Annotated in this window: 9 protein-coding genes; 7 read left to right on the forward strand and 2 right to left on the reverse strand. The window is 58.7% G+C overall.

What is annotated here, in order from left to right:
• Positions 1-101 precede the first annotated feature (101 nt).
• From rpoB to ACR0MO_RS20455, 3 genes are all read left to right on the forward strand, one after another.
• On the forward strand, positions 102-4,238 hold the full coding sequence (rpoB, locus tag ACR0MO_RS20445) for a DNA-directed RNA polymerase subunit beta (RefSeq protein WP_170624516.1): 4,137 nt from the start codon (positions 102-104) through the stop codon (positions 4,236-4,238).
• A 50-nt stretch (positions 4,239-4,288) separates the two neighbouring features.
• Complete coding sequence (rpoC, locus tag ACR0MO_RS20450) at positions 4,289-8,530, forward strand: DNA-directed RNA polymerase subunit beta' (protein ID WP_170455053.1); 4,242 nt, start codon at positions 4,289-4,291, stop codon at positions 8,528-8,530.
• Positions 8,531-8,991: 461 nt separating this feature from the next.
• A complete protein-coding gene (locus tag ACR0MO_RS20455; protein ID WP_480627306.1) occupies positions 8,992-9,861 on the forward strand; it encodes a DMT family transporter in 870 nt (289 codons plus the stop codon).
• On the opposite strand, the gene ACR0MO_RS20460 is transcribed toward ACR0MO_RS20455, so the two are convergent.
• Together ACR0MO_RS20460 and ACR0MO_RS20465 are read right to left on the reverse strand one after the other, a co-directional pair.
• Complete coding sequence (locus ACR0MO_RS20460) at positions 9,846-10,655, reverse strand: putative rhamnosyl transferase (RefSeq protein WP_480893099.1); 810 nt, start codon at positions 10,653-10,655, stop codon at positions 9,846-9,848. The genes ACR0MO_RS20455 and ACR0MO_RS20460 overlap by 16 nt on opposite strands.
• A complete protein-coding gene (locus ACR0MO_RS20465; protein ID WP_170524082.1) occupies positions 10,652-11,473 on the reverse strand; it encodes a putative rhamnosyl transferase in 822 nt (273 codons plus the stop codon). The genes ACR0MO_RS20460 and ACR0MO_RS20465 overlap by 4 nt, the downstream gene beginning before the upstream one ends.
• A gap of 397 nt (positions 11,474-11,870) precedes the next feature.
• Here ACR0MO_RS20465 and rpsL point away from each other — a divergent pair, with 397 nt between their 5' ends.
• The 4 genes from rpsL to ACR0MO_RS20485 all read left to right on the forward strand — a co-directional run.
• A complete protein-coding gene (rpsL, locus tag ACR0MO_RS20470) occupies positions 11,871-12,242 on the forward strand; it encodes a 30S ribosomal protein S12 (protein ID WP_005621086.1) in 372 nt (123 codons plus the stop codon).
• Between the two features lie 15 nt (positions 12,243-12,257).
• Positions 12,258-12,728, forward strand: a complete 471-nt coding sequence (gene rpsG, locus ACR0MO_RS20475) for a 30S ribosomal protein S7 (RefSeq protein WP_170446863.1) — start codon at positions 12,258-12,260, stop codon at positions 12,726-12,728.
• 18 nt (positions 12,729-12,746) lie between these two features.
• On the forward strand, positions 12,747-14,864 hold the full coding sequence (fusA, locus tag ACR0MO_RS20480) for an elongation factor G (protein ID WP_480586628.1): 2,118 nt from the start codon (positions 12,747-12,749) through the stop codon (positions 14,862-14,864).
• 60 nt (positions 14,865-14,924) lie between these two features.
• Positions 14,925-15,035 (forward strand): GTP-binding protein (locus tag ACR0MO_RS20485; RefSeq protein ID WP_170744588.1); only part of this gene is annotated, 111 nt, incomplete at its 3' end.

Raw genomic sequence — 15,035 nt, forward strand, 5'->3', positions numbered from 1 at the left:
GGTGGCCATGAATTGATCCGGACGTGTTGTCTCGATTGTGCAAGATGCCGGGGCCCGACGGTGTCTTTGCCCGCTGAGAACATCGAAAGGTGACATCTGACATGGCTCAAACGTTCCTTGGCCAGAAACGTCTTCGTAAATATTACGGCAAAATCCGCGAAGTGCTGGAAATGCCGAACCTCATTGAGGTCCAGAAATCTTCTTATGATCTTTTCCTGCGCTCCGGCGATGCAGAGCAGCCCACCGACGGCGAAGGCATCAAAGGCGTGTTCCAATCGGTTTTCCCGATCAAGGATTTCAACGAAACCTCCGTTCTGGAGTTCGTGAAATACGATCTGGAAAAGCCCAAATACGACGTCGAAGAGTGCATGCAGCGCGACATGACCTACAGCGCGCCGCTGAAGGTTACTCTGCGTCTGATCGTGTTTGATGTCGATGAGGACACCGGCGCGAAATCGGTCAAAGACATCAAGGAACAGGACGTGTTCATGGGCGACATGCCCCTGATGACGCCGAACGGGACGTTCATCGTGAACGGTACCGAGCGTGTGATCGTGTCCCAGATGCACCGCTCGCCCGGTGTGTTCTTTGACCACGACAAGGGCAAGACCCATTCCTCGGGCAAGCTGCTGTTTGCCTGCCGCATCATCCCGTATCGCGGCAGCTGGCTGGACTTTGAGTTCGACGCCAAGGACATCGTGTTCGCCCGGATCGACCGTCGTCGTAAACTGCCTGTGACAACCCTGCTCTATGCGCTGGGTCTGGATCAGGAAGCGATCATGGACGCGTATTACAACACCGTGTCCTACAAGCTGGACAAGAAGAAGGGTTGGGTCACGCCGTTCTTCCCCGAGCGTGTGCGTGGCACCCGTCCGACCTATGATCTGGTTGACGCCAAATCCGGTGAAGTGATTGCCGAAGCAGGCAAGAAGGTCACCCCGCGCGCGGTCAAGAAGCTGATCGACGAAGGCACCGTTACCGACCTGCTGGTTCCGTTCGATCACATCGTTGGCAAATATGTCGCCAAGGACATCATCAACGAAGAAACCGGTGCGATCTATGTTGAAGCTGGTGACGAGCTGACGCTGGAATACGACAAGGACGGCGACCTGATCGGTGGCACCGCGAAAGAGCTGATCGACGCGGGTATCACCGACATTCCGGTTCTGGACATCGACAACGTCAATGTTGGTCCGTACATGCGCAACACTATGGCGCAGGACAAGAACATGAACCGCGAAAGCGCGCTCATGGACATTTACCGCGTCATGCGTCCGGGTGAGCCGCCGACCGTCGAGGCTGCGTCCGCTCTGTTCGACACCCTGTTCTTCGACAGCGAACGCTATGACCTGTCCGCCGTTGGCCGCGTGAAGATGAACATGCGTCTGGCTCTGGACGCGCCGGACACCCTGCGCACCCTGCGCCGCGAAGACATCGTGGCCTGCGTCAAGGCGCTAGTTGAACTGCGTGACGGCAAAGGCGACGTGGACGATATCGACCACCTCGGCAACCGTCGTGTCCGTTCGGTCGGCGAACTGATGGAAAACCAGTACCGCGTCGGTCTGCTGCGCATGGAACGCGCGATCAAAGAGCGTATGTCGTCGGTCGAGATCGACACCGTCATGCCGCAGGACCTGATCAACGCGAAACCGGCTGCGGCTGCTGTTCGTGAATTCTTTGGCTCTTCGCAGCTATCGCAGTTCATGGACCAGACCAACCCGCTGTCGGAAGTTACTCACAAACGCCGCCTCTCGGCGCTTGGCCCCGGTGGTCTGACGCGCGAGCGTGCGGGCTTTGAGGTGCGCGACGTACACCCGACCCATTATGGCCGGATGTGCCCGATTGAAACGCCGGAAGGCCCGAACATCGGTCTGATCAACTCGCTGGCCACCTTTGCCCGTGTGAACAAGTATGGCTTCATCGAAACACCTTATCGCGTCGTCAAAGACGCCGAGGTGACCGATGAGGTGCACTACATGTCCGCGACCGAGGAAATGCGTCACACCGTGGCGCAGGCGAACGCGACGCTGGATGCCGATGGCAAGTTCATCAACGATCTGGTGTCGACCCGTCAGGCCGGTGACTACACCCTCGCCCCGCGCGAGAATGTGGACCTGATCGACGTGTCGCCGAAACAGCTGGTATCAGTAGCTGCATCGCTGATCCCGTTCCTTGAAAACGACGACGCCAACCGCGCTCTGATGGGCTCGAACATGCAACGTCAGGCGGTTCCGCTGCTGCGGGCCGAGGCACCGCTGGTCGGTACCGGTATCGAGGAAAAGGTTGCGATCGACTCGGGCGCTGCGATTCAGGCGAAACGCGCCGGTATCATCGACCAGGTCGATGCCCAGCGTATCGTTATCCGCGCCACCGAAGATCTGGAACTGGGCGACGCTGGTGTTGACATCTACCGTCTGCGCAAGTTCCAGCGTTCGAACCAGAACACCTGCATCAACCAGCGTCCGCTGATCAAGGTGGGTGACACCGTCCAGAAGGGCGAGGTCATTGCCGACGGTCCCTCGACCGATATGGGTGAACTGGCCCTTGGTAAGAACGTGGTCGTCGCGTTCATGCCGTGGAACGGTTACAACTACGAAGACTCGATCCTGATCTCGGAACGTATCGCGCGTGATGACGTCTTTACCTCGGTCCATATCGAGGAATTCGAAGTCGCCGCCCGTGACACCAAGCTGGGCCCGGAAGAGATCACCCGCGACATCCCGAATGTCGGTGAAGAAGCGCTGCGCAACCTCGACGAGGCAGGCATCGTTTACATCGGTGCGGATGTTGAGCCGGGCGATATTCTGGTGGGCAAGATCACCCCGAAGGGCGAAAGCCCGATGACCCCGGAAGAAAAGCTGCTGCGCGCCATCTTTGGTGAGAAAGCATCTGACGTGCGCGACACCTCGCTGCGCGTGAAGCCGGGCGATTACGGTACCGTCGTTGAGGTTCGTGTCTTCAACCGTCACGGCGTCGAAAAAGACGAGCGTGCGCTGCAGATCGAGCGTGAGGAAGTTGAACGTCTGGCCCGTGACCGGGACGACGAACTGGCGATCCTTGACCGCAACATCTATGCGCGTCTGCAGGGCCTGATCCTGGGTAAAACCGCTGTCAAAGGCCCGAAGGGCGTCAAGGCAGGGTCGGTGATCACCGAAGATCTGCTGGAAACCCTGACCCGTGGTCAGTGGTGGCAGCTGGCGCTGGAAGGCGAGCAGGACGCACAGATCGTTGAGGCTCTGAACGAGCAGTACGAAGTGCAGAAGCGTGCTCTGGACGCCCGTTTCGAAGACAAGGTCGAGAAGGTCCGCCGTGGCGACGACCTGCCGCCGGGTGTGATGAAGATGGTCAAAGTCTTCATCGCCGTTAAGCGTAAGCTGCAGCCGGGCGACAAGATGGCTGGTCGTCACGGGAACAAAGGTGTGATTTCCAAGGTTGTTCCGATGGAAGACATGCCGTTCCTGGCCGATGGTACGCCGGTTGACTTCTGTCTGAACCCGCTGGGTGTGCCTTCGCGTATGAACGTTGGTCAGATCCTTGAAACCCACATGGGTTGGGCCGCGCGCGGTCTGGGTCTGAACATCGACGACGCCTTGGGTGAATACCGCCGTTCCGGCGATCTGACCCCGGTGCGCGAAGCGATGAAGCTGGCCTATGGCGAGGATGTCTACGAAGAAGGCATCACCGGTCTGGACGAGGATGGCCTGATCGAGGCGGCGGGCAACGTGACCCGCGGTGTTCCGATCGCAACCCCGGTCTTCGACGGCGCCAAAGAGGCTGACGTCAACGACGCGCTGGTGCGCGCGGGCTTCTCGGAAAGCGGTCAGTCGGTTCTGTTCGACGGGCGTACCGGTGAGCAATTCGCGCGTCCGGTGACCGTGGGCATCAAGTACCTGCTGAAACTGCACCACCTTGTGGACGACAAGATCCACGCGCGTTCGACCGGGCCGTACAGCCTAGTTACTCAGCAGCCGCTGGGTGGTAAGGCGCAGTTCGGTGGTCAGCGCTTTGGTGAGATGGAAGTCTGGGCTCTGGAAGCTTACGGCGCCGCCTACACCCTGCAGGAGATGCTGACCGTGAAATCGGATGACGTCGCCGGCCGGACCAAGGTCTATGAGTCGATCGTCAAGGGCGAGGATAACTTTGAAGCGGGCGTACCGGAATCGTTCAACGTTCTGGTTAAAGAAGTCCGTGGCCTCGGCCTGAATATGGAACTCCTGGATGCGGAGGTTGAGGAGTAAGGGCGCGGCCCTTTCTCCCGTCCCCCCTTCCGCAAGATTTGAGGTAACAAATGAACCAGGAAATCACCAACAACCCGTTCAACCCGCTGACGCCGCCCAAGGTTTTCGACGAGATCAAGGTCTCGCTGGCGTCGCCCGAGCGGATCCTGTCTTGGTCCTATGGCGAGATCAAGAAACCCGAAACCATCAACTACCGGACGTTCAAGCCTGAACGTGACGGCCTGTTCTGCGCGCGTATCTTTGGCCCGATCAAAGATTACGAATGTCTGTGCGGCAAATATAAGCGGATGAAATATCGCGGCGTTGTCTGCGAGAAATGCGGTGTGGAAGTCACCCTGCAAAAAGTCCGCCGCGAGCGTATGGGCCACATCGAACTGGCCGCGCCCGTTGCGCATATCTGGTTCCTGAAATCGCTGCCGTCTCGCATCGGTCTGATGCTGGACATGACGCTGCGCGATCTGGAACGCGTTCTGTACTTTGAAAACTATGTCGTCATCGAGCCCGGTCTGACCGACCTAACCTATGGCCAGATGCTGACTGAAGAAGAGTACATGGACGCACAGGATGCCTATGGCATGGACGCGTTCACCGCGAACATCGGTGCAGAAGCCATCCGCGAGATGCTGGCCCAGATCGATCTGGAAGCCGAAGCCGAGCAGCTGCGCGCTGATCTGGCCGAAGCAACCGGCGAGCTGAAGCCCAAGAAGATCATCAAGCGTCTGAAGGTTGTTGAATCCTTCCTCGAGTCGGGCAACCGTCCCGAATGGATGGTGATGACCGTGATCCCGGTTATTCCGCCGGAACTGCGTCCGCTGGTGCCGCTGGATGGTGGCCGTTTTGCGACTTCGGATCTGAACGATCTGTATCGCCGCGTCATCAACCGGAACAACCGTCTGAAGCGTCTGATCGAACTGCGCGCGCCTGACATCATCGTCCGCAACGAAAAGCGGATGCTGCAGGAATCCGTGGATGCTCTGTTCGACAACGGCCGTCGTGGCCGCGTGATCACCGGCGCCAACAAGCGTCCGCTGAAATCGCTGTCGGACATGCTGAAAGGTAAGCAGGGTCGCTTCCGTCAGAACCTTCTGGGGAAACGCGTCGACTTCTCGGGCCGTTCGGTCATTGTGACCGGTCCGGAGCTTAAGCTGCATCAGTGTGGTCTGCCCAAGAAGATGGCGCTGGAATTGTTCAAGCCGTTCATCTACTCGCGCCTTGAAGCCAAGGGTCTGTCTTCGACGGTGAAACAGGCGAAGAAACTGGTCGAGAAAGAGCGTCCCGAAGTGTGGGATATCCTCGACGAGGTGATCCGCGAACATCCTGTCATGCTGAACCGTGCGCCGACGCTGCACCGTCTTGGCATTCAGGCGTTCGAGCCGGTCCTGATCGAAGGTAAAGCCATCCAGCTGCACCCGCTGGTCTGTTCGGCCTTTAACGCCGATTTCGACGGGGACCAGATGGCCGTTCACGTTCCGCTGAGCCTTGAGGCGCAGCTGGAAGCGCGTGTTCTGATGATGTCGACGAACAACGTTCTGTCGCCTGCAAACGGCGCGCCCATTATTGTTCCGTCGCAGGATATGATCCTGGGTCTCTACTATGTGACTCTGGAACGCGAAGGCATGCCGGGCGAAGGCAAGGTGTTCGGTTCGATCGACGAAGTTCAGCACGCGCTGGACGCCGGTGAGGTGCATCTGCACACCAAAATCACCGCGCGGATCACGCAGATCGACGACGAAGGCAACGAAGTTCAGAAGCGTTACGAAACCACTCCGGGCCGTCTGCGTCTGGGTGCCTTGCTGCCGATGAACAACAAAGCGCCGTTCGAGCTGGTCAACCGCCTGCTGCGGAAGAAGGAAGTGCAGCAGGTGATCGACACCGTCTACCGTTACTGCGGTCAGAAAGAGTCGGTTATCTTCTGTGACCAGATCATGTCGATGGGCTTCAAAGAAGCGTTCAAGGCGGGCATCTCGTTCGGTAAGGACGACATGGTCATCCCGAACGACAAGTGGGGCATCGTTGATGACACTCGCGGTCAGGTGAAGGACTTTGAACAGCAGTACATGGACGGCCTGATCACTCAGGGCGAAAAGTACAACAAAGTCGTCGATGCATGGTCGAAGTGTAACGACCGCGTCACTGAGGCGATGATGAGCACCATCTCGGACGTCGCCAAGGCCGAAGACGGGTCGGATCAGGAACCGAACTCGGTCTACATGATGGCCCACTCGGGCGCGCGTGGCTCGGTCACTCAGATGAAACAGCTGGGCGGTATGCGCGGCCTGATGGCCAAGCCGAACGGTGACATCATCGAGACGCCGATCATTTCGAACTTTAAAGAAGGTCTGACCGTTCTCGAGTACTTCAACTCGACCCACGGTGCACGTAAGGGTCTGTCGGATACCGCTCTGAAGACGGCGAACTCGGGTTACCTGACCCGTCGTCTGGTGGACGTGGCGCAAGACTGTATCGTTCGTGAGATCGACTGTGGTACAGAACGCGCGATCACTGCCGAAGCCGCTGTGAACGACGGTGAGGTTGTCGCCTCGCTGGCCGAACGTGTGCTGGGCCGTGTCGCTGCTGACGATGTTCTGCGTCCGGGCACCGATGAGGTGATCGTGGCCGCAGGTCAGTTGATCGACGAACGCATGGCGGACACCATCGATGAAGCCGGTGTTGCCTCGATGCGCATCCGCTCGCCTCTGACCTGTGAGTCCGAGGAAGGCGTTTGTGCAACTTGCTACGGTCGTGACCTTGCGCGCGGTACCATGGTGAACACGGGTGAGGCTGTCGGCATCATCGCCGCCCAGTCCATCGGTGAACCTGGTACGCAGCTGACGATGCGGACCTTCCACATCGGCGGTGTTGCGCAAGGTGGTCAGCAGTCGTTCCAGGAAGCCAACCAGGAAGGCGTTGTCGCATTCGAGAACCCGCAGATTCTGGTCAATGCCGCAGGTGAAAGCCTGGTCATGGGCCGGAACATGAAGCTGGTGATCAACGACGAACACGGCGAAGAGCGTGCCAGCTTCAAGCTGGGCTACGGCTCCAAGCTGTTCGTCAAGGACGGCACCAAAGTGGCCCGTGGCGACAAGCTGTTCGAATGGGACCCGTACACCCTGCCGATCATCGCCGAGAAAGCCGGTACCGCGAAATATGTCGATCTGGTTTCGGGCCTTGCCGTCCGCGACGAGACTGACGAAGCAACCGGCATGACCCAGAAGATCGTGATCGACTGGCGCGCCGCCCCCAAAGGCAGCGACCTCAAGCCCGAGATCATTCTGGTCGGTGAAGATGGCGAGCCGGTCCGCAACGATGCGGGCAACCCGGTTCACTATCCGATGTCGGTGGATGCGATCCTGTCGGTCGAAGACGGTCAGCAGGTCGAAGCCGGTGACGTTGTCGCGCGTATCCCGCGTGAAGGTGCCAAGACCAAGGACATCACCGGTGGTCTGCCGCGTGTGGCCGAACTGTTCGAAGCCCGTCGCCCGAAAGATCACGCGATCATCGCAGAAGCCGATGGTTACGTGCGCTTTGGCCGCGACTACAAGAACAAGCGTCGCATCAGCATCGAACCGGCTGACGAGTCCATGGAGACCATCGAGTACATGGTGCCCAAGGGCAAGCACATCCCGGTCGCCGAAGGGGACTTCATCCAGAAGGGTGAATACCTGATGGACGGTAACCCGGCTCCGCATGACATCCTGTCCATCATGGGTGTTGAAGCGCTGGCGGATTACATGATCGACGAGGTGCAGGACGTCTATCGTCTGCAGGGCGTGAAGATCAACGACAAGCACATCGAGGTCATCGTGCGCCAGATGCTGCAAAAGTGGGAGATCCTGGATTCAGGCGACACCACCCTGCTGAAAGGCGAGCATGTCGACAAGCAAGAGTTCGACGCGGCCAACGAGAAGACCCTCTCGCGTGGTGGTCGTCCAGCACAGGGCGAGCCGATCCTGTTGGGGATCACCAAAGCCTCGCTGCAGACGCGTTCGTTCATCTCGGCGGCCTCGTTCCAGGAAACCACCCGCGTTCTGACCGAGGCTTCGGTTCAGGGCAAGAAGGACAAGCTGGTTGGCCTGAAAGAGAACGTCATCGTCGGACGTCTGATCCCCGCCGGTACCGGTGGTGCAACTCAGGCCGTCCGCCACATCGCGCAGTCGCGTGACAACGTGGTCATCGAAGCCCGTCGGGAAGAAGCCGAAGCCGCCGCTGCTCTGGCCGCCCCGGCATTCGACGACGACATGGTGGGGGATGAGCTGGATGTTCTGGTGGAAACCCCGGAAAGCCGCGAGTAAGTTTCGCTTAAGACAATTGAAAAAGGCCCCGCGATTGCGCGGGGCCTTTTTTTGTTCAGTGCGCCGACACCTATAGCAACGGCATTCTTGGAAGGTCGGTTGGATCAGGTACGGCTCCGGCTGCCGCAATAAGCGAACAGTTCTGCCAGCTGTTGTAACGGGCGAATAGACGGCAATATTCGGCTGTAATCAAAATGACCTCACATTTTTGGGATTTTTTTTGAGAAAAGCGGGCGATTTGCGTCGAGTGTGGGCAAATACGCCGTGCCCGGTGCAGCCTGCGGCTGTATCGGGTGCCAATCAGTTTACAGGTGCTGCGGGTTTTGGATAGGCCCTTTTGGCCTGGACAGGTGTCTCCCCACACCACCGTCATGCTGGGCGAGATCATTGATTGATGAGTTGACATTTCAGCGACCTGAAAGACCAATGCCCAAAAGCATTTGTATTTGGATCAGACCAGAATGACCCCCAATGTCAGAGGCGCGCTGTTGATGATGGGCAGCATGATGGCCTTTACCGTCAACGACACACTGGTGAAGGTTGCGCTGCAGGACCTGCCTTTGTTCCAGTTGATCGCGATGCGAGGTGTGCTGGCGACGGTGCTGATCTATCTGCTGGCCCGGCATCTTGGGGCGCTGCATCTGAACTTTCCGCGGCATGACAAAATCCTGGTTGCCCTGCGGTGTCTGACGGAATTGTCGGCCACGTTCTTCTTTCTGGCGGCCTTGAAAAACATGCCGCTGGCGAATGTGACGGCGGTTTTGCAGGCGTTGCCGCTGACCGTGACGCTGGGGGCAGTGCTGTTTTTCAATGAAAGCATCGGTTGGCGGCGGATGATCGCCATTGCGATTGGGTTCGCCGGAATGCTGCTGATTGTCCGCCCGGGGCCCGAAGGGTTCAACCTGTATGCGGTCTATGCGCTGATTGCGATGCTGTCGGTTACTGTGCGCGATCTGATCACGCGGCGCATGTCGGCACAGGTGCCTTCGATGGTGGTCACTCTGGCGACGTCCTTGTCAATCACGGTGACGGCGGCGATCATCTCGGTGTTCGAAGGCTGGGTGCCGGTTGCGCATGTAACCGGTGGGTTGGTAGCGGCTGCGGCCGTGTTTGTTCTGATGGGATATACGTTCAGCGTGATGGTGATGCGGGTGGGTGAGGTCGGATTTGTCGCCCCGTTCCGCTATTCCAGCCTGCTATGGGCGCTGGGTCTGGGCTGGCTCGTTTTTGGGGATTGGCCGGACAGCGTCACGCTGATGGGTGCGGCCTTGGTTGTCGTGGCGGGGCTGTTCACCCTGCTACGCGAGCGGTCGCTTCAATCGGACGACTGAACCTTCCGCAGAGCATCCGGATCAATCGCAAAGCGCTGGCGCAGGATCTGTTCATCGGCGGGCCGGACAGGCGTCAGGTCATTCAGGTTTTTCCGGGCCTGAGGAGAGTCGTTATGCGCATGCAATGCGCGCACCCACATCGGGCTGTCCGGCAGGGTGACAACGGGCATGACCCGGCCGATCCTGTTGTGGGTGAAGTTCATGATGGATTTTGGGTTGCCTGCCGCGACATACATCCCCAGCCCGGCAGTCACCAAGGGTCGGTGAAGCTGCGAGGTAAGAATGTCTGTGTCCCTGGAATGCAGCAGGTAGCCGCTGTTGAAGTCGATGCCCACCGTTTCGTGGTGTTTCAGGGTTCCGTCGCAGTCCCGCGCCGCCAATCGCAAGCGTTGGACAAAGTCGATGGCGACGGCGTCGTCATCGTCGTGGCGGAATTGCAGGCAGGGCTGGTCCGGGTCCTTGCGCGCTGCATTCAGCACCTCTTGCATGACTTTGCGGTGCCGCTTTGGCGGTTTGGGGATGATCTGCACCTGCGGCAGGTCCTGCGTGATGTCGCGTAGCCGGTGCAGGGCCGGTTCGGGCAGACACTCGCCGACAACGATCAGAAACTGGAAGCGCTCATCCGTCTGGTGCCGCAGACCGGGCAGGGCAAGCGTTTCGAAAAGGTGAAAGCGCTGCTCCAACCTGACCGGGTCATAGAGAAAACGCCGCCGATCCTCGATCGTGTCATGCATGACTTGAAAGCCGCCAATGGCAGGGTATGAAAACCGACACAGACCGATAACCTGCATCATGGCCGGTCGTCCGGTTTTTTGCTGTGGGCTTCCCGCACGGCATCGGAGTCGATGGCAAAGCGGGCGATGAATTCCCCGGCTTGCTGCGGCGTCAGTGGGCGAAGTTCGGTCTTGTCCGTCCGCGCATGGGGCGAGTCGTTGAACCCGTTCAACCCGCGCACCCACATCGGCGCATCAGGTTGGCTGATCACCGGCATGAACCGGGCCAATCGGTTGTGCAACCGGTCGAATATGGTTCTGCTGCTGCCGCCCTGAACAAACATCCCAAGGCCGACGGCCAACAGCGAGCGCATGACGGCGGTGGCCTGAATCCCATCCGACCCGAACCGCGCAAGATAGCCTGAGTTGAAATCGATCCCGACACTCTCATACCGTTGCATCAGGCCTGCGTTGTCGTTTGCCGTCCGGCGCAGCCGTTCGACAAAATCCACCGAGACTGCGTCGTCGTCATCATTTCGGAACTGGATGCAGGGCTGATCCGGCGTCTGGCGTGCGGTGTTCAGAACGTCGCGAACCACAGCTTTGTGCGGCGCGGGGTCCATCTGGACAATTTGGATCTGGCGCACGTCGGACGTCACGTCTTGCAGTCGCTCAAGAAAGGGTTTGGGTAAACAGGTTCCGGTCAGCAGGATCAGATCGAAATCCGGGTCGGTCTGTTCGCGAAAACAGGGCAGGGTGGTTGTTTCGAACAGGCGGAACCGTTCTTCCAGCCGGGCGGGGCTGTATAGATAGGCCCGCCGGTCCTCGACCGTGTCATGCAGGATTTGAAAGCCGTCAGTGGCGGGAAAGGAAAAACGGCACAGGCCGAGGATTTGCATGATTCACCCGCTGGGACATCCGATGCGGCGACTATGCCCGCGCATCCGATGGGCTGCAACGAATGGAACGATTGCCAAACCGGAGCACGCCCTGATAAATCGCCGCGATACGGCCAGTTGACTTGCAGACCGGGTGCGCTGTTGACACTTGGGCCGACTCTCCTTAATACGCGCGACATCTCGGTACCGGGGGCCGCCCCATAACCGATTTCAGTAATGAACTGGTCAAGGCCCGGACAATTTTGCCGTTCGCGCCCTCTGATAACCAACCGCGACGTTCACCTCGGAATGGGAACGCTCGCGGATTTTGCGCTTGTGGACGCATGAGTGCAGCAAATTTAACCGCACGCAACCCGCGTGCATGTCATGTGTGTTGCAAAACGGGGAAGAAACCGGAATGCCAACTATTCAACAGCTGATCCGCAAGCCGCGGCAGCCGAAAGTAAAACGCTCGAAGTCCATGCACCTGGAGCAGTGCCCGCAGAAACGCGGCGTCTGCACCCGCGTGTACACCACCACACCGAAGAAGCCGAACTCGGCTATGCGTAAGGTTGCCAAGGTGCGCCTGACCAACGGGTTCGAGGTCATCTCGTACATCCCCGGTGAAAGCCACAACCTGCAGGAACACTCGGTTGTTCTGATCCGTGGCGGCCGTGTAAAAGACCTTCCCGGTGTGCGTTACCACATCCTGCGCGGTGTTCTGGATACTCAGGGCGTCAAAGACCGTAAGCAGCGTCGTTCGAAATACGGCGCGAAGCGTCCCAAGTAAGAAGGAGAGGCTGATATGTCACGTCGTCACGCCGCCGAAAAACGCGAAGTCCTGCCTGACGCCAAATTTGGCGATAAGGTTCTGACCAAATTCATGAACAACCTGATGATCGACGGCAAGAAGTCGGTCGCAGAGCGTATCGTCTACAACGCGTTTGACCGCGTTGAGACCAAGATCAAGCGCGCACCGGTCGAAGTGTTCCACGAAGCGCTCGACAACATCAAACCGTCGGTCGAGGTTCGCTCGCGCCGGGTTGGTGGTGCAACCTATCAGGTTCCGGTTGAAGTCCGCCCCGAGCGCCGCGAAGCGCTGGCCATCCGCTGGCTGATCACCGCTGCGCGCGGCCGCAATGAAAACACCATGGAAGAGCGCCTTGCAGGCGAGCTGCTGGACGCCGTTCAGTCCCGCGGCACTGCCGTCAAGAAACGCGAAGACACCCACAAGATGGCCGAGGCGAACAAAGCCTTCAGCCATTATCGTTGGTAATCCGAGAGGCTTAGACCAATGGCACGCGAATATCCGCTCGAACTGTACCGTAACTTCGGTATCATGGCGCACATCGACGCAGGTAAGACCACCTGCTCGGAGCGTATCCTGTATTACACTGGTAAATCCCACAACATCGGTGAGGTGCACGATGGTGCAGCCACCATGGACTGGATGGAGCAGGAGCAGGAACGCGGCATCACCATCACTTCGGCTGCGACCACCACTTTCTGGGAACGCACCGAGGACGGTCAGACCGCCGATACCCCCAAGCACCGCCTGAACATCATCGACACCCCCGGCCACGTTGACTTCACCATCGAAGTCGAACGCTCGCTGGCGGTTCTCGACGGTGCCGTCTGCGTTCTGGACGCGAACGCCGGTGTTGAGCCCCAGACCGAAACCGTGTGGCGTCAGGCTGACCGCTACAAGGTTCCGCGTATGGTTTTCGTCAACAAGATGGACAAGATCGGCGCAGACTTCTTTAACTGCGTTCGCATGATCGAAGACCGCACCGGCGCACGTGCTGTTCCGGTTGGTATTCCGATCGGCGCCGAGTCCGAGCTGGAAGGTCTGATCGACCTGGTCACCATGGAAGAGTGGCTGTGGCAGGGCGAAGATCTGGGCGCAAGCTGGATCAAAGCACCGATCCGCGACAGCCTGAAAGACATGGCTGACGAATGGCGCGGCAAGATGATCGAAGCGGCCGTCGAAATGGACGACGACGCGATGATGGAATACCTGGAAGGCAATGAGCCCGACGTTGAGACCCTGCGCGCCCTGCTGCGCAAAGGTACGCTGGACATCGCGTTCGTTCCGGTTCTGGGTGGGTCTGCGTTCAAGAACAAAGGCGTTCAGCCGCTGCTCAACGCTGTGATCGACTATCTGCCCAGCCCGCTGGATGTTGTCGATTACATGGGCTTCAAGCCCGGCGACGAGGAAGAAGTTCGTGACATCGCCCGTCGTGCAGACGACGAGATGGCCTTCTCGGGTCTGGCGTTCAAAATCATGAACGACCCGTTTGTAGGCTCGCTGACCTTTACCCGGATCTACTCGGGCACCATGAACAAGGGTGACTCGATCCTGAACTCGACCAAAGGTAAGAAAGAGCGCATCGGTCGTATGATGATGATGCACTCGAACAACCGGGAAGAGATCGAAGAAGCGTTTGCAGGCGACATCATCGCGCTGGCGGGTCTGAAAGACACCACCACCGGTGACACCCTGTGTGATGCGAAGGATCCGGTGGTTCTGGAAACCATGACCTTCCCAGATCCGGTGATCGAGATCGCAGTTGAGCCCAAAACCAAGGGCGACCAAGAGAAAATGTCCCAGGGTCTGGCCCGTCTGGCCGCCGAAGACCCGTCCTTCCGTGTGGAAACTGACCTGGAATCGGGTCAGACCATCATGAAGGGTATGGGCGAACTTCACCTGGACATCCTGGTTGACCGTCTGAAGCGCGAGTTCAAGGTTGAAGCGAACATCGGTGCACCGCAGGTGGCCTATCGTGAAACCATCTCGATGCCGGTCGAGCACACCTACACCCACAAGAAACAGTCGGGTGGTTCGGGTCAGTTCGGTGAAGTTAAGCTGGAAATCCAGCCGACCGAGCCGGGCGAAGGTTATTCGTTCGAAAGCCGCATCGTTGGTGGTGCCGTTCCGAAGGAATACATCCCGGGTGTTGAAAAAGGCATCAACTCGGTCATGGACAGCGGCCCGCTGGCTGGCTTCCCTGTGATCGACTTCAAGGTTGCCCTGCTGGACGGTAAGTTCCACGACGTTGACTCGAGCGTTCTGGCGTTCGAAATCGCGGCCCGTATGTGTATGCGTGAAGGTATGCGCAAAGCTGGCGCGAAGCTGCTGGAACCGATCATGAAGGTCGAAGTGATCACCCCGGAAGAATATACCGGCGGTATCATCGGCGACCTGACCTCGCGTCGTGGCCAGGTGTCTGGTCAGGAACCGCGCGGCAACGCGATCGCGATCGACGCGTTCGTTCCGCTGGCGAACATGTTCGGCTACATCAACACCCTGCGTTCGATGTCGTCGGGCCGTGCCCAGTTCACCATGCAGTTCGACCACTACGATCCGGTTCCGCAGAACATCTCGGACGAGATCCAGGCGAAATACGCATAAGCGAAGATTTGAGGGAGCTCCGGTCAGGGGCTCCCTTCATTACCGAAAAAGGAGGCCATCATGGCAAAGGAAAAGTTTGAGCGTACAAAACCGCACGTCAACATCGGCACGATTGGCCACGTTGACCATGGTAAAACGACGCTGACCGCAGCAATCACCAAGTATTTCGGT

Source organism: Ruegeria sp. K5, from assembly GCF_056531805.1.

Coding starts and splice junctions, on each gene's coding strand:
- rpoB (WP_170624516.1), top strand. CDS start 102: ATGGCTCAAACGTTCCTTGGCCAGAAACGTCTTCGTAAATATTACGGC.
- rpoC (WP_170455053.1), top strand. CDS start 4,289: ATGAACCAGGAAATCACCAACAACCCGTTCAACCCGCTGACGCCGCCC.
- ACR0MO_RS20455 (WP_480627306.1), top strand. CDS start 8,992: ATGACCCCCAATGTCAGAGGCGCGCTGTTGATGATGGGCAGCATGATG.
- ACR0MO_RS20460 (WP_480893099.1), bottom strand. CDS start 10,655: ATGATGCAGGTTATCGGTCTGTGTCGGTTTTCATACCCTGCCATTGGC.
- ACR0MO_RS20465 (WP_170524082.1), bottom strand. CDS start 11,473: ATGCAAATCCTCGGCCTGTGCCGTTTTTCCTTTCCCGCCACTGACGGC.
- rpsL (WP_005621086.1), top strand. CDS start 11,871: ATGCCAACTATTCAACAGCTGATCCGCAAGCCGCGGCAGCCGAAAGTA.
- rpsG (WP_170446863.1), top strand. CDS start 12,258: ATGTCACGTCGTCACGCCGCCGAAAAACGCGAAGTCCTGCCTGACGCC.
- fusA (WP_480586628.1), top strand. CDS start 12,747: ATGGCACGCGAATATCCGCTCGAACTGTACCGTAACTTCGGTATCATG.